Source organism: Halomonas sp. C22 (genome assembly GCF_007655045.1).
In the GTDB taxonomy this organism is placed as follows: Bacteria; Pseudomonadota; Gammaproteobacteria; order Pseudomonadales; family Halomonadaceae; genus Vreelandella; species Vreelandella hamiltonii.
Genome location: NZ_VBVC01000003.1, coordinates 62,214 through 83,098 on the forward strand (window position 1 = coordinate 62,214; position 20,885 = coordinate 83,098).

General features: G+C 62.7%; 18 protein-coding genes. 7 read left to right on the forward strand and 11 right to left on the reverse strand.

Annotated features, from left to right (window positions below; translation table 11 throughout):
- Window positions 1-167: 167 nt before the first annotated feature.
- On the reverse strand, window positions 168-2,633 hold the full coding sequence (locus FEU76_RS06960) for a DUF1266 domain-containing protein (protein ID WP_144981641.1): 2,466 nt from the start codon (window positions 2,631-2,633) through the stop codon (window positions 168-170).
- A 172-nt stretch (window positions 2,634-2,805) separates the two neighbouring features.
- The gene (locus tag FEU76_RS06965; protein ID WP_009098790.1) at window positions 2,806-3,048 is read right to left on the reverse strand and encodes a GlsB/YeaQ/YmgE family stress response membrane protein; all 243 of its coding nucleotides are present in this window, start codon (window positions 3,046-3,048) and stop codon (window positions 2,806-2,808) included.
- 129 nt (window positions 3,049-3,177) lie between these two features.
- Between FEU76_RS06965 and FEU76_RS06970 the strand changes: the two genes are divergently transcribed.
- Genes FEU76_RS06970 through FEU76_RS06985 form a run of 4 tightly spaced genes read left to right on the forward strand, consistent with a single transcriptional unit; the run spans window position 3,178 to window position 6,771 of the window.
- Window positions 3,178-4,047, forward strand: a complete 870-nt coding sequence (locus tag FEU76_RS06970) for a D-hexose-6-phosphate mutarotase (RefSeq protein WP_144981644.1) — start codon at window positions 3,178-3,180, stop codon at window positions 4,045-4,047.
- 60 nt (window positions 4,048-4,107) lie between these two features.
- Window positions 4,108-4,299, forward strand: a complete 192-nt coding sequence (locus tag FEU76_RS06975; protein ID WP_016914514.1) for a hypothetical protein — start codon at window positions 4,108-4,110, stop codon at window positions 4,297-4,299.
- 46 nt (window positions 4,300-4,345) lie between these two features.
- Window positions 4,346-5,734 carry a YcjX family protein gene (locus FEU76_RS06980; protein WP_096922581.1) on the forward strand — a complete coding sequence of 463 codons (1,389 nt, stop codon included), beginning with the start codon at window positions 4,346-4,348 and terminating at the stop codon, window positions 5,732-5,734.
- Window positions 5,731-6,771, forward strand: coding sequence for a YcjF family protein (locus FEU76_RS06985; RefSeq protein WP_144981647.1), 1,041 nt, complete (start codon window positions 5,731-5,733; stop codon window positions 6,769-6,771). Before FEU76_RS06980 ends, FEU76_RS06985 begins: the two co-directional genes overlap by 4 nt.
- 27 nt (window positions 6,772-6,798) lie before the next feature.
- Here the strand turns inward: FEU76_RS06985 and FEU76_RS06990 are convergent, their stop codons facing one another.
- The 7 genes from FEU76_RS06990 to FEU76_RS07020 form a co-directional block, all read right to left on the reverse strand.
- On the reverse strand, window positions 6,799-7,920 hold the full coding sequence (locus FEU76_RS06990) for an ABC transporter ATP-binding protein (RefSeq protein WP_039176318.1): 1,122 nt from the start codon (window positions 7,918-7,920) through the stop codon (window positions 6,799-6,801).
- Between the two features lie 19 nt (window positions 7,921-7,939).
- The gene (locus tag FEU76_RS06995) at window positions 7,940-8,818 is read right to left on the reverse strand and encodes a carbohydrate ABC transporter permease (protein ID WP_039176323.1); all 879 of its coding nucleotides are present in this window, start codon (window positions 8,816-8,818) and stop codon (window positions 7,940-7,942) included.
- Entirely contained in the window at window positions 8,811-9,725 is a 915-nt protein-coding gene (locus tag FEU76_RS07000) for a carbohydrate ABC transporter permease (RefSeq protein ID WP_016914519.1), read from the reverse strand. The genes FEU76_RS06995 and FEU76_RS07000 overlap by 8 nt, the downstream gene beginning before the upstream one ends.
- A 96-nt stretch (window positions 9,726-9,821) precedes the next feature.
- Window positions 9,822-11,096 (reverse strand): ABC transporter substrate-binding protein, encoded by a 1,275-nt coding sequence (locus tag FEU76_RS07005; RefSeq protein WP_039176330.1) that lies wholly within the window; start codon window positions 11,094-11,096, stop codon window positions 9,822-9,824.
- A gap of 168 nt (window positions 11,097-11,264) precedes the next feature.
- Complete coding sequence (locus FEU76_RS07010) at window positions 11,265-12,668, reverse strand: sensor histidine kinase (protein WP_260851388.1); 1,404 nt, start codon at window positions 12,666-12,668, stop codon at window positions 11,265-11,267.
- A 53-nt stretch (window positions 12,669-12,721) separates the two neighbouring features.
- Window positions 12,722-13,438 (reverse strand): response regulator, encoded by a 717-nt coding sequence (locus FEU76_RS07015; protein WP_016914522.1) that lies wholly within the window; start codon window positions 13,436-13,438, stop codon window positions 12,722-12,724.
- Between the two features lie 95 nt (window positions 13,439-13,533).
- Window positions 13,534-14,337 carry a Cof-type HAD-IIB family hydrolase gene (locus FEU76_RS07020; protein ID WP_039176336.1) on the reverse strand — a complete coding sequence of 268 codons (804 nt, stop codon included), beginning with the start codon at window positions 14,335-14,337 and terminating at the stop codon, window positions 13,534-13,536.
- A 171-nt stretch (window positions 14,338-14,508) separates the two neighbouring features.
- On the opposite strand from FEU76_RS07020, the gene FEU76_RS07025 reads away from it, so the two are divergent.
- The 3 genes from FEU76_RS07025 (at window position 14,509) to FEU76_RS07035 (ending at window position 18,717) form a co-directional block, all read left to right on the forward strand.
- The gene (locus tag FEU76_RS07025; protein WP_039176939.1) at window positions 14,509-16,449 is read left to right on the forward strand and encodes an exoribonuclease II; all 1,941 of its coding nucleotides are present in this window, start codon (window positions 14,509-14,511) and stop codon (window positions 16,447-16,449) included.
- 143 nt (window positions 16,450-16,592) lie between these two features.
- A complete protein-coding gene (locus FEU76_RS07030; RefSeq protein ID WP_144981653.1) occupies window positions 16,593-17,711 on the forward strand; it encodes a glycosyltransferase family 4 protein in 1,119 nt (372 codons plus the stop codon).
- Window positions 17,689-18,717 carry a lysylphosphatidylglycerol synthase transmembrane domain-containing protein gene (locus FEU76_RS07035; RefSeq protein WP_144981656.1) on the forward strand — a complete coding sequence of 343 codons (1,029 nt, stop codon included), beginning with the start codon at window positions 17,689-17,691 and terminating at the stop codon, window positions 18,715-18,717. The genes FEU76_RS07030 and FEU76_RS07035 overlap by 23 nt, the downstream gene beginning before the upstream one ends.
- Before the next feature lie 87 nt (window positions 18,718-18,804).
- Here FEU76_RS07035 and sucD read toward each other — a convergent pair whose 3' ends face one another.
- Together sucD and sucC are read right to left on the reverse strand one after the other, a co-directional pair.
- A complete protein-coding gene (gene sucD / locus FEU76_RS07040) occupies window positions 18,805-19,677 on the reverse strand; it encodes a succinate--CoA ligase subunit alpha (RefSeq protein ID WP_016914525.1) in 873 nt (290 codons plus the stop codon).
- The gene (gene sucC / locus FEU76_RS07045; protein ID WP_016914526.1) at window positions 19,677-20,843 is read right to left on the reverse strand and encodes an ADP-forming succinate--CoA ligase subunit beta; all 1,167 of its coding nucleotides are present in this window, start codon (window positions 20,841-20,843) and stop codon (window positions 19,677-19,679) included. Before sucC ends, sucD begins: the two co-directional genes overlap by 1 nt.
- Window positions 20,844-20,885 lie beyond the last annotated feature (42 nt).

Here is a 20,885-nt window from a genome sequence, read left to right on the forward strand (position 1 = left end):
CGAAAACACAAACACTTACAACACGGACAGCGGTCACAGCGGGGTGTGGCAACGCAACCATGCGATTAACCTCTTGACAAATGTATAAGAAAAAGTGGGCAGAGCATGAGAAAACTCATTTACACAAAGCCTGGACTATAAGCCAGTTCTCCTATGCTTGGCGAGTCTCAATGCAAAATACGTTGATCTCCCGGCAACGTATCGATATGCAGCGGCGCAAAATGGCGCGGTTTATTGCCCGGAAAATCCAGGCTGGCCCAGGGCCCCGCCAGAATGGGGGCGCCGCATAGCCAGGCCACCAGCGCTTGCCGAAAGCCCGCCAGAAAGCTCTCACGCTCGGGAGTTTCCCCCATGAAGAACGAGAACCCGGCGTACATCCCCGCCGCATACTCTTGCCAACCGGCATAATGGTCTGCGGCCAGCTGATAGGCGCGATCCAGCACGTCGGCAAAGGCCTGCTTGTCCAGCCAGCCCAACTGCCGGGCAGCGATGGCCAGATCCACGAGCTGAGCAATATCCCACGCGGCCATGTCGACGTCGTTACAGCCGTCCTCGTTGGCGCTCACTCGGCGCAACCGTAGCAGATGGTGGCGCTCCTCTTCGCCGCAGTCGCCCGATTCGAGAATGGCGATTTCTGCCGCCAGCCGCTCAGGGTTCAACGTGTAGGGCGCGTAATTGATCTGGTACTCCTGACGGTCCCCGGCCTCCAGCATGAAGCTGAGGAACTCTTGCATGTCGTCGGCGCTGGTCAGGTGGTAGTGGCTTTCGACCCACTCGCGAATATCTGCACATTCGCGCGGGCTCTCCAGCTGTGGCTCGCTCCACACGGCGCTATTCAATGGCCCCACCAGAGACATCGCCGTGAAGTGGCTCAGCGTAGGCCGCTCACCTGGTTCACACCAGGCGTCTGGCTGCCAGTTCAGCCAGTGAAACAGGCTGCCGGGATCCTCCAGGTGCCAGGCAATTTCACTGATCAAGGAGTCGTGTTCGGGCTCCGGCAGGCAGCTTTCCCAGGCAAACCATGCGTCCAGCAAGCGCTTGGGCGAGGCATAGAAACGGCACAGGCAGCTGCGCAACGCGCTGGCATGCTCCATGAGCGGATCGCGCTCGAACAGCCCACTGTCCAGCGCCATGTGGAGATAGAACGCGAACTTCTCGGCCATGTGAATGGTGGCGGCGTGGCGGCTGACGCCTTTCACCGCATTGCGCTGCTTCAGCTCGTCGGGAGTAGGCTGGCCGAAATGGGTCTGCGAAGGCGGCATCACCCCATGGACGGCATCCGCCGCCAGCTGGTTCAGGTGGTGTGCCTGAGCGGGCAACCAGTAGCGCGCCAGCACTTGATGCCCTTCGTCGGCATGCAGCCCCAACGACTCTTGCAGATACACCGCTGCGTCGGTGCGGCGCTGCTCGCTGATCGGTGCCGCAGGGTTCAGTTGGCGCAGCATTACATCGGGTTCACGCACCCCTGCCAGCGCAAGCAGCCAATGATGAGGGGTATTGCGCCAGCTGCGGATGCGCTGACGTGAAGCGTCGCGGGTGGCATCGTCCAGCAGGGCGCTGGGCGCCTGTTTCCATGGGCTGAACGGGGCGTGCATCAACAGCTTGTGGCGTGGCGAAGGCGTCATGCCCCGGCGATCGACACCCTCGAACAGGCTCTGACCACGCAGGTAAGCCTTCAGCATGGCATGCCAGTCATGGTAACGACGGCCAATCAGGTCAGCCGCATGGGCCGCCAGATCGTCTGCTTCGGCTTGGCTCAGCCAGCCGCTGCAAACGCCCGCCCAGGCCAGTTCGACCAGCCGCAGCCAGTCCCAGGCCGCCCACTCCAGGGGCTCCCCCTGATGTACGAAGGTGGTCAATACGGGCGCATGGGCAGACTCCTGCTCGACACCGCGCTGCCACTCCTGACGCTGGGCATGATCCATGCTCAACAGCTCTCGGGCCTCGATGTCCCAGCGCTGACGCTCGCCCTGAGCGCTCAGCCATAGCATCACTTCGAGCAGTTGCTCGCGGTCGTAGACCTGCCAGACACGCTCCATCCAGGCGCGGGCCTCGGGCCAGTCGGCGGCGCTGGCGGGATAGCACATCACCGGCCGGAACAGGGCGCCCAGCCGCCAGGGCCGCGCCTCAGGCGCATCGGGCCACAGCGAGGCGGGCGGCGGCAACTTAGCCAAAGCCGCCTCCAGCGCAGGCCAGGTGATGCCCTCACCGTCGCTTTCAAGGTCGGCCAGCGCCTGGCAGGCGTCGATGAATCGGTCATCGGCGCCGGTTTCCCAGCCCTTGGCACCCATGGCCCGGCGCAGGTCGGCCAGCCAGCCGCGCAGGTCGCTGTAATCCGTGGTGATACGCCGCGCCACGTGATGCGCCCAGCGCTGAGCCTGATCCGGTGCCAGCCAGCCAGCGGCGCCACCCAATGCGGCCCACTCGAGGGCGCTCAGCAGTCGGTCTGCGTGACCGGCAGGCGCGCCCAGTGCAAAAAACAGCTGATCCGCCAACGTCCCGCGGTCCGTGATGCCCAGCTGCAGCAGGCGCTGTTCGGCCGCCACTGCATCTACCGCCAAGGGGTGCGGTGTGAAAGCCCAATCACACAGCACCAGCTGTTGAGCCCACCAGGCATTTAGTGCATCGGCCAAAAGACACCTCGAAGAAACAGAAAGCGATCCATGAAAGCAATACCGCGCGGAGGCAGGGCTGCCAAAAGCGCCATAGTGTAACGGAAACTAACGCCAAGACCGATAGCCCGCGCACAAAACAACGCTGCCCGGCACAAGGGCCGGGCAGCGTAGGGAACAACCGAGAGAAGCGCTAAGCGCTTTTGACTTTACTGATGACCCACAACAACACCACGGCCCCCACGGTCGCCGTCACCAGCGAACCAATGAAACCGCCCGCCTGAAGGCCCAGAAGACTGAACAAGAAGCCCCCGACCAAGGCGCCAATGATACCTACCCCGATATTGCCCAGCACGCCAAAACCGCCGCCGCGCATGATGTTGCCAGCAATCCAGCCAGCCAAACCACCAATGATCAACCACGCAATAAAGCCCATACATCCTCCTTGGTTTTACCTAGCCTGGGGTTTTAACTTTCGCCTATGGTTGTTCTACCATAGCACACAGCGCCAGGGTGCTGCCCATTTGTTGCCTTTACTCACAAGGCCTTCTTACAAGGACTTCCCATGATTCCCGACTCCCTCACACAGCTGCTTGCCGATGTCGATGGCCACCAACCGGCTACTTGGCAAGGGCGCGACGTCGCGCTGTTCAACATGGACTGGGGCAGCATGGTGATCAGCCTGCAGGGTGCCCAAGTGCTGCACTTTCAACCGCGCAACGAGCAGGCCTGGCTATGGGTGACGCCCACGCCCCAGGCGATGCCGGGAGCGATTCGTGGCGGCATCCCACTGTGCTGGCCCTGGTTTGCCGACGAGCGTTATGCCGACGAGAGCCCCGAGCGCAACGGCCCCTTCCACGGCCTGGCTCGCCACGCCCAGTGGCACCTCGACGCTGTGGACGATCATGCGGAAGGCATCGAGGTGCATCTGTCCCCCACCCAGCCCCTGCACAGCCAACTGACCGCTCGGCTGGTGGTTCAAGCCAACGCCCAGCGCCTCAATGTCGAACTGATTACCGAAAACATCGGCGAGGCACCGGTCAAGACCAGCGGCGCGCTGCATACCTACCTGGCTGTCGATGACGTGCATCAGTGCCGCCTGGAAGGGCTTTCCGGCGCCCGCTATCTGGACAAGCTGCGCGACTTCAGCGAAGCACAGCAGCAAGGCACGCTGGCCATCCGGGGCGCCGTCGACCGCATCTACCACACCAACGAAGCCGTCCTGCTCAACGACGGTGTACGCGCTCTGCGCATCGCCAAGCAGTCCAGCGACTCGACGGTGGTATGGCATCCCGACAGCGACCTGCCCAGCGACACCCCCGCCGAGGCAGGCCGCCATTTCGTCTGCGTAGAGGCGGCCAATACGCGCCTGGACCCCGTATGGCTGGTGCCCGGCGCCCAGCACCTGCTGGGTACGACATTAAGTCGCGGTTAATGCTGGATTCATCCAGCCCTTGGTAAGGTAGGCCTGTCTGCCATCGAGTAAGGAGCTACTATGAACCCTCAAGATATGCTTGAGGCCGCGACTATCGCGTTCAATCTTGTGGGTATGGTGGTGTGTATCGTGGGGCTGACGCTGGCACAAAAAATGTCGCGCAAGTGGCCAGGCTATGTGATTGCCGTCATCGGCTTTCAGATTGCCACGATGCCGATGTTCTATCAGCTGACGCTGATGCTACGCTACTGATGCCGCCCTGCCCTGCTTCCCATGCCCTGCCTGCGAGAGAGTCGTTATGCGCCAGCCGTTGAGTCGTGAACTAGGCAACCTGTTGGAACGCAGCCGGGATCGCCAGCTGCGGCTGGCCGTCACCGGCCTTTCCCAGGCGGGCAAGACGGCCTTTCTGACCTCGCTGGTCAATCAGCTACGCCACGCCGGCGTGGAAGCACAGCTTGACTTGCTGCCCGTGGCCCGGGAAGGCAGGCTGCTGGGCGCCCAGCGGCTGAGCCAGCCTGACCTGGGCGTGCCGCGCTTCCCCTACGACCCGGGCATGAGCGCGCTGAACGACACCCCGCCGCGCTGGCCGGAGCCGACCCGAGGCATCAGCGAGCTGCGCCTGCAGCTGCGTTATCGCCCAGCAAGGCCGGGCTGGCTCACCCCCGAGATCGCCCACCTGACCCTGGACCTGTTCGATTATCCCGGCGAGTGGCTGCTCGATCTTCCCCTGCTGCAGCATGACTTTTACAGCTGGAGCCAGCAGCAGACCCAGCATCTGGGGCCGCACCGCCGGGCGCTGTTCAGTGAGTGGCTGGCTGAGGCCGAACAGCTGGACCCCAGCGCCGAGGCGGATGAAGCGCACCTGGCGCGCCTGGCGGAGGCCTATGCGCTGGGGCTGCGTCGCGCGAAGCAGGCGGGCTTTTCCGACCTGCAGCCGGGCCGCTTCCTGCTGCCGGGCGAGCTGGACGGCGCGCCGGTGCTGCAGTTCTTTCCCTTGCCTGGACTGGAGACTCCCCAGGAGCGCCTCGACGCGCTTCCGGCCACGAGCCTCTACGCCACGCTGGCATCGCGCTTTCGTTACTATCAGCAGCAAGTGGTGCGGCCCTTCTACCGCGACCACTTCCGGCGCTTTGACCGACAGATCGTGCTGGTGGATGTGCTCGGCGCGCTCAACGCGGGGCCGGAGCGTTTCGAGGACCTTTCCAAAGCGCTGCATCAGCTGATGCAGAGCTTCGATTACGGCAAGCGCAGCCTGTTGACCCGGCTGTTTGCGCCCAAAATCGACCGGCTGGCGATTGCCGCCACCAAAGCCGACCACGTCACCCCCGACCAGCACCCCCATGTGGTGACCCTGCTGGAGGCGCTGCTGGCGGAGCCGCTCAAGGACCTGCGCTACGCGGACATTCCCGTCAAAGCGCTGTCGCTGGCCGCCATCCGCGCTACCGAGGCCCGGGAAGTGCTCCACGACGGCCAGCGCAGCCCGGCCCTCAAAGGCACCACCCTGGAAGGCGAAGAGGTGCTGGTCTACCCAGGCGACGTGCCCAGCCGCTTGCCCAAGGCCGATTTCTGGCAGCAGCAGGGGTTCGATTTCCCGAGTTTCCGCCCGATGCCCGCCAACGGCGAGGCGCTGCCCCACATCCGTATGGACGCCGTGATCGACTGGCTGATTGGAGATAAACTGTCATGAGCAACCCTCAGCCCCGCCGCGACTTTCATAGCGAAGCGCCCCCCGAGCCCGCCGCAGAGACTCTGCGTCAGCGCGAGCGCTTTGCCGCCACGGACACCCACCAGCCGCTGGCCACACAGGCCGAGCTGAAAGCCCTGCCGGAAGAAACCCTGGGCGCTCCCCGCAAGCGCCGCTGGGGGCTGATGTTTGCGCTGGCAGGCGGTGCCACGCTGGGCACCGTGGAACTGGTCACCGGTATCCCCGATGCGCTCGCGCAGTCCCAGTGGCTGACCATGGCCTGGCAGCTCTTCGGTATCAGCCTGATTGGCCTGGGCGGTGTCTCGCTGCTGAAGGAAATTGGCCGTCTGGGGCGGCTCAAGCGCCATGACCGGCTGCGGGCCAACCTGGCCGAACTGCCCCAGCGCTCCGGCAAGCAGGCGCTGGCCATGGCCGAACAGCTCCGCCAGCAGTTGAAGCTCGGCAACGACGACCCTCACTGGCTAGCCTTTCAGCGCGCCTGCCAGCCCCACCATAGCGGGGAAGAGATCCATACGCTGCTGCGCTACCACCTGTTGGCCCCTCGAGACCGGGAAGCCCAGCGTTTGATTACCCGCATGTCGGGTGAAACCGCCATCATGGTGGCGGTCAGCCCGCTGACGCTGGTAGATATGGCCCTGGTGGCCTGGCGCAGCCTGGCCATGGTAGACAGGCTCAGCCGCCTGTACGGGCTGGAGCTCGGCTACGCCAGCCGCTTACGGCTGTTTCGCCATGTGTTGCACAACATGGCCTTTGCCGGAGCCAGCGAACTGGCCACCGATGCCAGCGTCAACATGCTCTCGCTGGATTTGGCAGGGCGCTTGTCGGCACGCGCAGGTCAGGGGCTGGCCACGGGGCTGCTGAGCGCCCGCCTGGGGCTGCGCGCCCAGCGCCTGTGTCGGCCGGTGGCTTTCAGCCCGGAAGAGCAGCCGCGGCTGGCCGACCTGCGCCAGGATCTCTGGCGACAGCTCAAACGGCTGGACAAAGAGCCCGCCCCTGCCACCACGCGGCACAAGGAGTAAGCCTGTCACAGCGCGTCAGGCAGCGATTCAGGCCAGCCGCTGCTCGGTGTCGGCATCGAACAGTACCGCCCGGGACATATCCACCCGCAGTGCCAAACGCTCGCCGGGTGCGACCGGGCACTTGGGGCCGACCCGCACGGTGATCTCCTGCTCGCCCAACGGCAGACGCAGCAGGATGTCTGCCCCGGTAGGTTCTACCACGCTCACCGTGGCCTCCAGCAAGGTGCCTTCCGCCTGCTCGGCGAGCCGCAGGTCCTCTTCGCTGAAATGCTCCGGGCGCAGGCCCAGAATGACCGATTTCTCCAGCCGCTCGACCAGCCCTGGCGAATGGCGAGAGGCAGGCCACGGCAGCAGCAGATCAGTCTCCCCCGGCGTGGCAATGCGCAGGGCGTAGCCCTCCCCGGCCGCCACCAGCGTGGCACGGATGAAGTTCATCGACGGCGAGCCCATGAAGCCCGCCACGAACATGTCCACGGGGTTGTTATAGACCTCGTCGGGGCTACCCAACTGCAAGATATGCCCATCGCGCATCACCGCGATGCAGTCGGCCAGGGTCATGGCCTCTACCTGGTCGTGGGTGACGTACACGATGGTGGTGCCCAGGCGCTGGTGCAGCTTCTTGATCTCGGTACGCATGTCTACCCGCAGCTTGGCGTCCAGGTTCGAGAGCGGCTCGTCGAACAGATAGACCTTGGGCTCCCGCGCCAGCGCGCGCCCCATGGCCACCCGCTGGCGTTGGCCACCGGACAGCTGGGCGGGCTTGCGATCCAGCAGGTGGGAAATCTGCAGCAGGTCGGCCACCCGCTCCACGGCGGCTTCCCGTTCGGCCTTGGGCACCTTGCGCATCTCCAGGCCAAAGCTGATGTTCTGGCGCACGGTCATGCTGGGGTAGAGGGCGTAGGATTGGAACACCATGGCAATATCGCGCTCGGCGGGGGTCCGCCAGGTGACATCCTCGCCGTCGATATAGATATTGCCGCTGGTGACGGGTTCGAGCCCGGCAATGGCGTTCATCAGGGTGGATTTACCACACCCGGACGGCCCCACCAGAATCAAAAACTCGCCGGAGTCGATGGAGATGCTGACATCCTTCAGTACCCGTTCGCTGCCAAACTCTTTGCGTACGTTGTGAATTTCTAACGCTGCCATGATCAAAATCCTATTGTTATTAGCCCTTTACGGAGCCTGCCGTGAGCCCACGCACGAAGTATTTGCCCGCCAGCACGTAGACCACCAGCGTCGGTAGCGCGGCAATCATGGCGGCGGCCATGTCGACGTTGTATTCACGTACGCCTGTGGAGGTGTTGACCAGATTGTTCAAGGCCACGGTGACCGGCTGGGTGTTATGGGAAGAGAACGCCACACCGAACAGGAAGTCGTTCCAGATCTGGGTGAACTGCCAGATCACCGACACCACGATGATCGGCGCCGACACCGGCAGCAGAATGCGCCAGAAAATACGAAAGAACCCAGCCCCGTCCAGCTTGGCCGCAGACACCAGCTCGTTGGGAATGCCCACGTAGAAGTTGCGGAAAAACAGCGTGGTAAAGGCGATACCGAATACCACATGCACCAGGATCAAGCCCGCCCGCGAGCTGGAAAGCCCCAGCCAGCCCAGGGTTTGCGCCATGGGCAGCAGCACCACCTGAAACGGAATGAAGCAGCCAAACAGCATCAGCGCGAAGACAAGTTCAGAGCCCTTGAAGCGCCATTTGGTCAACGCATAGCCGTTCAGCGCACCCACGGCGGTGGAGATCAGCACGGCGGGGATGACTATGGCAAAGGAGTTCCAGAAGTAGCCACCCACGCCCTCGCAGCGCATGCCGGTACACGCCTCGCCCCAGGCTTTGGCCCAGGGTTCGAGCGTCGGGTTTTGCGGCAGCGACAGCAAGGTGCCTGCGCTGATTTCGCTGAGTGGCTTGATGGAGGTCATCAGCATGACCACCAGCGGCAGAATGTAAAACAGGGCGGCCAATGCCAGCACGCCATAAAGCACCCCGCGCAGCAGCCGCGCGCCCAGCGTTTGGCGACGAATCACGTTAGCCATGTTTGCGGCTCCTCAATTCGGAGTAGAGGTACGGAATCAGGATGGCCAGCACGCCCCCCAGCATCAGCATGGCGCTGGCCGACCCCAGCCCGATCTGCGCCCGGTTGAACGCATGGGTATACATGAACGTGGCCGGCAGGTCCGTTGCATAGCCCGGGCCACCGCCGGTGAGCGCCACCACCAGGTCAAAACTCTTGATGGCGATATGCGCCAGAATCATCACCGCGCTGAACACCACCGGACGCAGACAGGGCATCACCACCCGCCAGTAGATGCGCGGCAGGCTGGCCCCATCGAGCTGGGCGGCCTTGACGATGCTGTCGTCGATACCACGCAGCCCCGCCAGAAACAGCGCCATCACGAACCCGGAGGCCTGCCAGACGGCGGCAATCACCAGGGTGTAAATGGCCATATTGGGGTCCACGATCCAGTCAAAGCGAAACGACTCGAAGCCCCAACTGCGCACCATGGCTTGAATGCCCAGCTGCGGGTTGAGCAGCCACTTCCACACCACCCCCGTGACGATGAACGACAGCGCCATGGGGTAGAGATAGACCGTGCGCAGCGCGCCTTCCTGGCGAATCTTCTGGTCCAGCAGAATGGCCAGCAGCGCTCCCAGCACCAGGCAGATCAGTATGAACAGCGCGCCAAATACCATCAGGTTGGTGGAAGCGACCCACCAGCGCTCGTTGGCCATCAGCCGGGCATACTGGCCAAATCCGACGAACTGGTAGCTGGGCAGCATGCGTGAGTTGGTCAGCGACAGCACGAACGTCCATAGCATGAAGCCATAGACAAAGAACAGCGACACTGCGACAGAGGGCGCCAGCACCAGCTTCGGCAGCCACGCCTGCAGCCGACCGGACGCCGTGGGCGGCAACGCGGCACGCGTAGTAGGTTTCGTCATGGGAATTCCTCACCCGTCATCCGTCGGCGCCGCCATTGCGGCGGCGCCGATCACCAAGGTCAAGCGCGTTTGGCGCTTCGCGTCAGGGTGACGTGATCAAAAGGCCGCTGCCTGGGCGGCGCTGACCATCCGCTGGGCGGCTTGTTCGGCGGGCATGTTGGCGTCATTGAAGTAGTTGGTCACCACATCGAAGATGGCGCCCTGCACATCCGCACGCACGGCCATGCCATGGGCCATGCTGGGCACCAGCCCGCCCTGCTCGGCAGTACGCTGGAAATCTGCCAGCGACTGCTGTGCGCAGCTGTCGAAATCGCTCATGTCCAGGTCAGGCCGCGCGGGGATGGACCCCTTGGCCAGGTTGAAGGCTTCCTGGAAGGTGGGTTCCAGCACCAGCCGGGCCAGCGTGTGCTGGGCATCCCGCTCCTCGTCATCGGTGACGCGGAACATGGCCAGGCTGTCGATATTGAAGGTAAAGGCGTCTTCGCTACCCGGGGCGGCAGCACACAGATAATCTTCTCCCGCCGTCAGGCCCGCTGCGGTGAACTCGCCTTTCGCCCAGTCGCCCATCAGCTGAAAACCGGCGGCTCCCTCGATCACCATGGCCGTGGCAATGTTCCAGTCGCGCCCCGGCATGCCTTCATCCATCAGGCTACGCAGGCGTTTGAAATCTTCCAGCGCGGCAACCATCTGCTCGCCCCCCAGGGCTTCCGGGTCCAGCTCCACCAGCGCCTGCTGATAAAACTCGGTGCCCTGGCTGCCCAGCACTACGCTTTCGAACACGGTGGCGTCCTGCCACGCCTGGCCGCCATGGGCCAGCGGCACGAAGCCCGCTTCACGGATTGCTTCTCCGGCAGCAAACAGTTCTTCCAGCGTGGTGGGCATCTCGACACCTGCGGCCTCCAGCACGTCCGGGTTGGCCCACAGCCAGTTGACCCGATGCACGTTGGCGGGGACGGCCACGTACTGGCCGTCGTAACGCATGATATCGGCCACGATGCCCGGCAGCAGGTCGTTCCAGCCTTCGGCCTCGGCGACGTCGTTCAAGTCACCCAGCAGGCCAAGCTCGCCCCACTCTTGAATTTCCGGCCCTTTGATTTGTGCAGCCGACGGCGGATTGCCCGACATGGCCCGAGACTTCAGCACCGTCATGGCGGTTTCACCGCCGCCCCCGGCCACGGCGAAATCCTGCCAGCCATAGCCTTCGGCTTCGAGCAGCTCCTTGAGCACGTTGGCGGCGCGGGCTTCACCGCCAGAGGTCCACCAGTGCAGCACTTCCACCTCGCTGGCCTGGGCAGTACTTGCCATGGCCGTTCCAGCCGCCAAGGCCAGCGCGAGGGCAGATTTTTTGAAGACGGGTGAGAGAATACGCATGAGATAGCTCCTGCTGTTGTTGTTATGAGGTGTCATGAAGAACACAGAGTGACGCGCCACCTGTACAACCCAACTGGCAGGCAGCGGCTCATGGCAGAGTACGTCACCCTACGTCACAACGGGAGTTACCGAATCCTGCATAGTATTACAACCTTGTAATAGTCAGGCTTACAGGGTTGTCACGGTGGGTTGGCGCGGCAGGGTCAAGGTGGCCACGAGGCCCCCTGCGGGGTGGTTGGCCAAGCGAATGTCGCCGCCATGGGCACGAGCAATGTGCCGCGCAATGCCCAGGCCCAGCCCACTGCCCCCGGTATGGCGGCTGCGCGAAGCTTCCAGGCGTACGAAGGGGGAGAACACCCGCTCCCTCTGTTCCGCCGGGATACCGGGGCCACGATCATGAATCTGAACCTTGACCTCACCCGCCTGCTCCTCCAATACCACGTTGGCGTGCTGGCCGTAGAACACGGCATTCTCCAGCAGGTTCGCCAGGCACCGCTTCATGGCCAGCGGCTTGACGATCAGCGGCGGCACCTGACCGCTGATCCGCACGTCGCTCCCCTGCACACGCAGCTCGTCTGCCAACGCCTCGAGAAGCGCCGTCACGTCAGTGGGTTCGGGCTCTTCGTGGAGGTCCAGCCCTTTCACGGAGGCCAGCGCGCCCTTGACCAGCTCCGCCAGTTCATCCAGTGAGGCGCAGAAGCGCTCTCGCTGCTGCGGATCATCGAGCATCTCGGCCCGCAAGCGCAGCCGGGTGATGGGCGTTTTAAGGTCGTGGGAAATCGCCGAAAAGAGCCGTTCGCGCTCTTCTACCTGTTCACGAATACGCCGCTGCATGCGGTTGAAGGCAACGGCGGTGGCGGCCACCTCTCTGGGGCCGCTCTCTCTCAGCGGCGGGCTGTCCAGATCATCGCCCAGCCGACGGGCTGCACGCGACAGCCGTGCCAATGGTCGGGTCACGCTGGTGATGCCCAACAGCGACAGCGCCAGCACGGTCAGCAGTACCACCAGCCCCGCCAGCAGACGCTCTTCAGAGAGCCAGCGGTAACCGCTGAAAATGTCCGGTACGCCTAACAGGGTCGCCACGTAGAGCCAGGTATCCGGGGCCAGCTCCAGTTGCACCACCAGAATGGGCGGCGACAGCGGCTCCATCAGCAGGCTGTGCTGGCCCCAGCGCGGCGGCAGGTCGTAGAGCAGCACTTCATTATTGAATACCCGCAGGGTCTCGGGGCGGGAGAACTCCACCACGACATCGTCGATCGACAGTTGCTGGGTGAGGATCGTGTGGACATTGTTCACCACCACCGCTTTTTCGGGGCCGCTGCCAATGTCCTCCACGGGGATGCGCCGCTGATTGACGCTGACAAAAAAGCGCGTGCCTCCCATGTTGCGCAGCTGGTCGAGCACGATATGGCGATAGTCCACCGGCAGCGAACGAAAAAAGCGCATGGTGGACGCAATGCTGAAGGCCATGTTGCTGGAGAGCTCATCGAGCTGCTCCAGCTGGCTAGCGCGCATTTGCGAGGTCCAGATCGCGTAGCTGGCCACCTGGGCGGCCAGTACCCCTGCAATCATGATGATCACGAAACGGCCGCGCAGGCTGGCTGGCAGCCAGCGTCGCCAGCGCTTCACAGGGCGGTATCTACCTGAGCGGTCAACACGTAGCCCGCCCCGCGCACCGTACGAATCAGCTGCGAGTGCTGGGCATCTTCACCCAGCCGCTGGCGTAGCCGACACACGTGCACGTCGATGGAACGGTCCAGAGGCGGGGCGTCTCGGCCCCGGGTCAAGGCGTACAGGTCGTCACGGGTAATGACTTGGGCGGGACGTTCCAGAAACACCTGAAGCAGCTGGAAGTCGGCACCTGACAGAGCCGTACGCTCGCCCGCCTGGTCCACCAGCTCGCGGGTCATGCGGTCCAGCTGCCACTCGCCAAAGCGCACCCAGCGAGCCTCCTGAGGGCCCACTGCCGTGCGGCTTCGACGCAGCACGGCCTTGATACGCGCCAGCAGCTCTCGGGGGTTGAAGGGCTTGCCAAGATAGTCGTCGGCGCCTAGTTCCAGCCCCAGAATACGGTCGGTATCGTCCGCACTGGCGGTGAGCATGATGATCGGCAGGTCGCTGTGCTTGCGCAGCTCGCGACAGATGGTAAAGCCATCATCCCCCGGCATCATGACATCGACGATCAGTAAATCCGGCGTCTGCTCGGCAAGCTGCTGATAGAGCGCCTGCGCTCCTTCGGCCGTGAACACCCGATAACCGTGGCGCCCCAGATAATCCGCCAGCAGCTCGCGGATTTCCGGGTCATCATCGACCACCATCAAGGTCGCAGGCGTGGTTGTCATCGTGGAAAGCGCCCCTGGGTTGTTATCGTTTTAGGGGCTAGATGATGGTGGAGCGCTGTCGCTACCGCAAGCGGCTCTCGACTAAGGTGGCAGAGCTAACCCGACAGCCCGAAACGCTCAGCCAACCACTGGGCCACCGCCGCTTCCCCGTGATGGCCAATGCGCCGGGCATCGGGTACACGGTCGAACAGCGCCGGGTGGGCGTTGGCCATGACCTGCGCCTCCCCGGCCAGGGTCAGCATCTCGGTGTCGTTGAGGTTGTCGCCAAAGGCGAGGCAGTCGGCGGCGGTGAGGCCCAATGACTCCAGCAGCGCCGCCAGCGCAACACCCTTGTTCACCCCACCCGCCATGATCTCCAGTGAGTCCACCGTGGAGTAGGTGATGTGCAGCCCCTCACCGTGTGCCGCGTGGGCCTGGGCCTCCAGTTCGGCCAGCGCCTGAGGGTCACCCAGATAGAGCACCTTGCCCACCCCGTGGCGGTCCATCTGTTCGGGTGGCACCACGTCATAGGTGAACCCGGTGGAGGCATGCAGCGACAGCAGGTGCGGCGCTTCGGCATCGACATGCCAGCCATCATCGCGATACAGGCTCAGGCGCACCTGCGGGGGCCGGGGCAGATGAATCAAGGTGTGTGCATGTTCAGGTGCCAGGTGAGACGCGCTGATCAAGCGGTCATCCGGGGCGTGGGTGTAAGCACCGTTGGTGCTGATCAAATGGGCCGGAATGGCCAGTTCCTCACGAAACACCCGCATGTCGTGGTAATGACGGCCCGAGGCCAGCGCCACATGGTGACCCTGTTGCACCAGGGCGCGCAGTACGTCTACCGTGCTGTCGTGTAACCGGTGGTCGCTACCCAGCAGCGTACCGTCCAGGTCGGAAACAATCAGGCGTGGGGTCATACAGGCTCCTTGGGCGTGGCGCATGAAGTGAGCCTCAGCTTAACCGATTCATCCGCAAGCGGGTAAGTCATTGACCCGCCTGAGCGGGCGTGACTTACCCAAGGGCAACGATTGGCGCAGCCAACGGGAATCCGTATAGTGGCACCCTACTCTCGCCAACTGATCGAACACATGCTTCAAAATAACTCCCTGCTTGCCCAGCTCAAGCAACAGATCCGTGAAACCACTCCCCGCGCCGAAGGGGTGATCAAAGCCACCGAAAAAGGCTTCGGGTTTCTTGAAACCGACAGCGGCGAATCCTATTTCGTGCCGCCGCCTGCCATGAAGCAGGTGCTCCACGGCGACCGCGTCGAAGCCGTGATTCATGAGAACGGCGACAAAAAATCCGTCGAGCCGGAGAAGCTGATCGAAGCGGGCCTGGACCGCTTCATCGCCCGCGTGCAAAAGCGCGAAGGCCGCCTGGCAGTGGTGCCCGATCACCCCTCGATTCGCAATGTGCTGAAAGCCCGCATCAAGAACAGCCTGGACGAAGACAGCATTGGCGACGGCGACTGGGTCGTGGCGCGTCTGGTGCGTCACCCGCTCAAGGAGAACGATCGCGGCTTCTTTGCCCAAATCGACGAGCTGGTCGCCAAGGTCGACAACCCCGCCGTGCCGTGGCGTGTCACCCTGGCGCGCCACGCGCTGGAGCAGGAGTGCCCGGATGCCGGTAGCGACTGGCCGCTGCGCGATGAGGGCCTGACTCGGGAAGACCTGACGCAACGCCCCTTCTTCACCATCGATGGTGAGAAGACCCGCGATATGGACGATGCCCTGCACGTGGTGGCGCGTCCGGAAGGCGGCTGGCAGCTGAGCGTAGCCATTGCCGACCCCACGGCGTATGTGGATGAGGAGCACGCGGCCGACCTGGAAGCGCGTGTGCGTGCCTTCACGGTTTACCTGCCGGGCCAGAACGTCACCATGCTGCCTGAGCAGCTGGCCGATGACCTGTGCTCGCTGTGGGAAGGCCAGGAGCGCCCGGCCCTGGCGTGTACGCTGGACATCAACGCCGACGGCAGCCTGGGCGACTACCGCTTCTTTGCCGCCAACGTGACCTCCCACGCCAAGCTGGTGTACGAGCGCGTCTCTGACTGGATCGAAGGCCAGGGCGACTGGGCACCGGCCGAAGAGATTGCCGAGCAGCTCAAAGCGCTGCAGGCCATGACGGAAGCCCGCACCGCCTGGCGCAACGAGCACGCGCTGGTGTTCAAGGACCGCCCGGATTACGTGTTCGATCTGGACGAAGCAGGCAACGTGCTGGGCGTGCGTACCGAAGACCGACGCATCGCCAACCGCATGATCGAAGAGTCGATGATTGCGGCCAACGCCTGCTGTGCAGACTTCCTAGCCAGCCATATCGGCCACGGCATCTTCAACGTGCACCGCGCCTTCGAGCCCGAAAAAGCCGAAGCGGCTCAGGAGTTCCTCGCCAGTCAGGAGATCGACGTGGCCCAGGAAGCACTGACCGAGCTGGCGCACTACAAAGAGCTCAAGCGCGCACTGGAAAGCCGTGACGACGCCTGGCTGGATGCCCGCCTGCGCCGTTTCCAGGGCTTCACCAGCATGTCGGCCCAGCCTGGCCCGCATTTCGGCCTGGGGCTGCCCGCCTACGCCACCTGGACCTCGCCGATCCGCAAGTATGGCGATATGGTCAACCACCGCTTGATCAAGCGCGTGCTCAAGGGTGAACAGGCCCCGGCAGAGGCCAGCCAGCAGCTCACCGAGCAGCTCACCGAACGCCGCCGCCTGAACCGTATGGCCGAGCGTGACGTGAAAGATTGGCTCTACGTTCGCTACCTGACCCCGGCAGCACAGAACCAGGATACCTTCGAGGCCGAAATCATGGCCATCAATCGTGGCGGCATGCGGGTGCGTCTGATCGAAAACGGCGCCACGGCCTTCGTGCCAGCCCCCTTGATGCATAGCGACCGCGACAAGGTGGTGATCGACGATAAAGAGGGCCGCATTCAGATCGAAGGCGAAGAGCGCTTCAAACTGGGCGACAGCCTGCGTGTCTCGCTCACGGAAGCCCGTGAAGAGACCCGCTCGCTGGTGGCGAAACCCGCTGTTTAATCACTCATTTGCAGCCCAGCGTCTGCTAACGCCACGGTTCGTCCGTGGCGTTTTTATTTCTACCGCGCCAGGATATTGTCGCAGAATTGACGTAATTCTTCCCTAAGGTGATTCTTTGACCCTTATGTGGCTCGGAGGTTACCTTGCATATCGCCGATGTGACCATGTTTCACGCCCCAGCAAGTGGCGGGGTTCGCACCTACTTGCAGGCCAAGCATCGCGTGCTCTCCCGAACGGCAGGCCTGCGCACAAGCCTGCTGGTGCCTGGAGCTGAGCGTGATAGCTTAGGGGATCACCATACGTTGCCAGCGCTGCATCTACCTCTTGGCCAAGGCTATCGATTTCCAGTCCGCCGTCGCCCTTGGCAAGATGCGCTGATCAATCTCTCCCCCACGTTGATCGAAGCAGGCGACCCTTACGTCACCGCCTGGGCAGCGCTGGAAGCTGGCCAACACTTGGGCGTGCCAGTCGTGGGGTTCTACCACTCTGACTTACCTCACTTGATGGGTGACCGATTTGGCCGCCATGTTCGTCAGCGGCTGGTTCGCTATGTGGTGGACCTTTACCAGCGTTTTGATAGCGTGCTGGCGCCGTGCCACGCCATGGCTGAACGCCTGACTGAATGGGGTGTTCCCAACGTACGCGTGCAGTCACTAGGGGTCGATCTGGAGCAGTTCCATCCCTCTCGACGCGACCCCGACTTTCGAGCAGCCATGAGCATTCCTGAGAATAAGAAGCTGCTGATTTTTGTTGGCCGCTTCTCTCGGGAAAAAAATATCGATGTGCTGCTAGCCACCATGCGAGCACTTGGCAGCGACTACCATCTGCTGTTGATGGGCCCTGGAATGCCCACCCAAGTGCCAAGCAATGTCACGGTGGTGAACCGTTGCTGCGGAAGCCATGAGGTCGCCAGGGCGCTTGCCAGCAGCGATGCGATGCTGCATGCAGGGACTCGGGAAACCTTTGGACTGGTGGCACAGGAAGCAATGGCCAGTGGCATACCAGTGATTGGCGCCCGGGCGGGCGCACTGATGGAAAACGTACCGCTTGGAGCCGGGGTGCTCTGCCAGCCACTTGACCCAGCCGCGATGGCGGACGCCTGTTCCGCGCTGTTTCGCAATGACATTGTCGCCAGCGGACGCTTCGCACGCCACTATGTGGAGCGTCAGTTCAGCTGGGATAGCGTGATTGGCTCGCTGCTCACACACTATGTCGACCTCTGTGGACTCGAACAGCCCCATGCCCTCGCCCTCCGTCGCTAAACCTCAACGACTGCTGCGCTTTCGCCCGCTTCACGGTGTGCTACTGCTAGTAGCTCTGGTGGCACCGCTGGTACTGACATCGCTTGCAGGAGGCAGACAGGCATTCGAACACGTAGCGCAGTTCCCTCTGGGCCTGCTGCTGCTCATGATCGCCATGGCGGCGCTATGCTGGAATTTGAACGCCACCCGTCTGCGCCTGATGCTCAACGGCCGTGCTGGTCAGCTTGGTCAGCGTGGTGCGCTGGGCATTGAACTGGCCGCCAAGTGCGCACTATGCGCAACACCCGGCGGCAGCGGCGGCCCGGCCACCTTGCTGCTGCTACTTGCCCAGCGGGGATTTTCTCCCTCAAAAGGCGCAGCGGTGTTCCTCATCGACCAGGGGTGCGACCTGTTGTTCTTTCTGGTGATGCTCAGTGGCTTGATGGCAATATCAGTTTTCGGTAACGCCCAATGGCCGCACCAAGGGTTGGTTCAGCTTTCGCTACTAGGGCTCGTGCTGTTAGCGGTAGGTGTCTCGCTGATGATGAGCTACCTACCCAAGTTGCTGCGGACTCGTCGTCAATGGCTGATCGGACTGTTGGCATGGCTCCGCCCTGGCCGCAGGCGCTGGCTGGTCCGGCGACTGTTGCGCTGCCGCTACGCGCTGCGTATCACACTGGCACTACCTAACGCCACGCTGGCAGCCATGCTGGTGCTGACGGCCATGCACTGGCTGCTGCGCTACAGCTTGCTCTATCTGGCGGTGATTGGCATCGGCGGGCATGCCGATTGGCTTTGGACCTTTCTAACCCAGATGCTGGCCATGGCTGCCAGCCAGTTCAGCTTTCTTCCTGGCGGTGCCGGGGCTGCTGAAGTGGGGGTGGGAAGCCTGCTGCTACCCTTGATGGAACGTGAGCAGGCCGCGGCCGCCGTATTGGTGTGGCGGCTCATCAGCTACCACCTTTATCTTGCTGCCGGAGCACCGCTGCTACTGCTCTACAGCACTCGCCTATTGCGCCAGGGTTGACCCACTCCAATACTCCGACAGCCTTCATAAAACGCAAAAAGGGCACCCGAAGGTGCCCTTTTTTAGCGCTCTGAAAAAGTACGCGGCTTACCAGCCGGTCACTTCTTTCAGTGCATCGCCAATTTGCGCCAAGGAGCGTACGGTTTTGACACCGGCGTCTTCCAGGGCAGCAAATTTCTCGTCGGCAGTACCTTTACCGCCAGAGATGATGGCGCCTGCATGGCCCATACGCTTGCCAGGAGGTGCTGTCACACCGGCAATGTAGGAAACCACCGGCTTGGAAACGTTGGCCTTGATGTAGGCCGCGGCTTCTTCTTCAGCGGTGCCGCCGATTTCACCGATCATCACGATCGCTTCGGTTTTCGGGTCCTTCTCGAACATCTCCAGGATGTCGATGAAGTTGGAGCCCGGAATCGGGTCACCACCGATGCCGACACAGGTAGACTGGCCGAAACCGTGGTCAGTGGTCTGCTTGACCGCTTCGTAGGTCAGGGTACCGGAACGCGATACGATGCCCACTTTACCCGGCTGGTGAATGTGACCCGGCATGATACCGATTTTACATTCGCCCGGAGTGATCACGCCGGGGCAGTTCGGGCCGATCAGACGTACGCCCAGCTCGTCGCATTTTACTTTCGCTTCGAGCATGTCGAGGGTCGCGATGCCTTCGGTGATGCACACGATCAGCTTGATGCCAGCGTTGGCTGCTTCAAGGATCGAGTCTTTGCAGAACGCTGCCGGTACGTAGATCACGCTGGCTTCTGCGCCGGTTTTCTCGACCGCTTCTTTCACGGTGTTGAACACGGGCAGGCCCAGGTGCGTCTGGCCGCCTTTGCCCGGCGTAACACCGCCGACCATTTGCGTACCATAGGCAATCGCCTGTTCGGAGTGGAACGTGCCCTGGCCACCGGTGAACCCTTGGCAGATGACCTTGGTGTTCTTATCGATCAGGATACTCATTACTTGCCCTCCGCTGCTTTGACAACCTGCTGAGCCGCGTCGGTCAGACTGGTAGCAGCGATGATGTTCAGACCGCTGGACGCCAGCTTCTCAGCGCCCAATTCAGCGTTGTTACCTTCCAGGCGAACGACGACCGGCACGTTGACGCCGACTTGCTCAACGGCACCGATGATGCCTTCGGCAATCATGTCGCAACGAACGATACCGCCGAAGATGTTCACCAGAACGGCCTTGACGTTGTCGTCAGACAGGATGATCTTGAACGCTTCGGCTACGCGCTCTTTGGTCGCGCCGCCGCCAACGTCCAGGAAGTTGGCCGGCTTGCCGCCGCTCAGGTTGACGATGTCCATGGTGCCCATGGCCAGGCCAGCGCCGTTGACCATGCAACCGATGTTACCGTCGAGGGCCACGTAGTTCAGTTCCCACTTCGCGGCGTCGGCTTCACGCTGATCTTCCTGGGAAGGATCGCGCATCGCCTGCAGGTCCGGGTGACGGTACAGGGCGTTGCTGTCGAGGCCCAGTTTGGCGTCCAGGCAGTGCAGGTTGCCTTCGTCGGTGATCACCAGCGGGTTGATCTCGAGCAGCGCCAGATCCTTGTCGTGGAACAGCTTGGAGAGACCCAGGAAGATCTTGGTGAACTGCTTCACCTGATCGCCTTCCAGACCCAGCGCGAACGCCAGCTCACGCGCCTGATAGGGCTGTGCGCCGACCAGCGGATCGATTTCCGCTTTCAGGATCTTCTCCGGCGTCTCTTCGGCGACGGTTTCGATCTCGACACCGCCTTCGGTGGAGGCCATGAACACGACGCGACGAGTGGTACGGTCAACGACCGCGCCCAGGTACAGCTCGTCGGCGATGTTGGTGCAGGTCTCTACCAGAATCTTGGCAACCGGCTGACCTTTTTCGTCAGTCTGGTAAGTGACCAGGTTCTTTCCCAGCCACTGCTCGGCGAAGGTTTTGGCTTCTGCCGGGTCCTTGATCAGCTTGACGCCGCCCGCTTTACCGCGGCCGCCAGCGTGAACCTGGGCTTTGACGACCCACATGTCGCCGCCGATCTTTTTGCACGCTTCTACTGCTTCTTCGGGAGTGTCCACGGCAAAGCCTTTGGACACTGGCAGACCATAATCGGCAAACAGCTGTTTACCTTGATACTCGTGAAGGTTCATCGATTCATGCCATTGGTTGCATGTGACTCGAACGATGATCAG

Coding starts and splice junctions, on each gene's coding strand:
- FEU76_RS07005 (WP_039176330.1), bottom strand. CDS start 11,096: ATGCGTATTCTCTCACCCGTCTTCAAAAAATCTGCCCTCGCGCTGGCC.
- FEU76_RS06990 (WP_039176318.1), bottom strand. CDS start 7,920: ATGGCAGCGTTAGAAATTCACAACGTACGCAAAGAGTTTGGCAGCGAA.
- sucC (WP_016914526.1), bottom strand. CDS start 20,843: ATGAACCTTCACGAGTATCAAGGTAAACAGCTGTTTGCCGATTATGGT.
- FEU76_RS06995 (WP_039176323.1), bottom strand. CDS start 8,818: ATGGCTAACGTGATTCGTCGCCAAACGCTGGGCGCGCGGCTGCTGCGC.
- FEU76_RS07015 (WP_016914522.1), bottom strand. CDS start 13,438: ATGACAACCACGCCTGCGACCTTGATGGTGGTCGATGATGACCCGGAA.
- FEU76_RS07035 (WP_144981656.1), top strand. CDS start 17,689: ATGCCCTCGCCCTCCGTCGCTAAACCTCAACGACTGCTGCGCTTTCGC.
- FEU76_RS06975 (WP_016914514.1), top strand. CDS start 4,108: ATGAACCCTCAAGATATGCTTGAGGCCGCGACTATCGCGTTCAATCTT.
- FEU76_RS06970 (WP_144981644.1), top strand. CDS start 3,178: ATGATTCCCGACTCCCTCACACAGCTGCTTGCCGATGTCGATGGCCAC.
- FEU76_RS07010 (WP_260851388.1), bottom strand. CDS start 12,668: ATGATTGCAGGGGTACTGGCCGCCCAGGTGGCCAGCTACGCGATCTGG.
- FEU76_RS06965 (WP_009098790.1), bottom strand. CDS start 3,048: ATGGGCTTTATTGCGTGGTTGATCATTGGTGGTTTGGCTGGCTGGATT.
- FEU76_RS06985 (WP_144981647.1), top strand. CDS start 5,731: ATGAGCAACCCTCAGCCCCGCCGCGACTTTCATAGCGAAGCGCCCCCC.
- sucD (WP_016914525.1), bottom strand. CDS start 19,677: ATGAGTATCCTGATCGATAAGAACACCAAGGTCATCTGCCAAGGGTTC.
- FEU76_RS07000 (WP_016914519.1), bottom strand. CDS start 9,725: ATGACGAAACCTACTACGCGTGCCGCGTTGCCGCCCACGGCGTCCGGT.
- FEU76_RS06980 (WP_096922581.1), top strand. CDS start 4,346: ATGCGCCAGCCGTTGAGTCGTGAACTAGGCAACCTGTTGGAACGCAGC.
- FEU76_RS07025 (WP_039176939.1), top strand. CDS start 14,509: ATGCTTCAAAATAACTCCCTGCTTGCCCAGCTCAAGCAACAGATCCGT.
- FEU76_RS07020 (WP_039176336.1), bottom strand. CDS start 14,337: ATGACCCCACGCCTGATTGTTTCCGACCTGGACGGTACGCTGCTGGGT.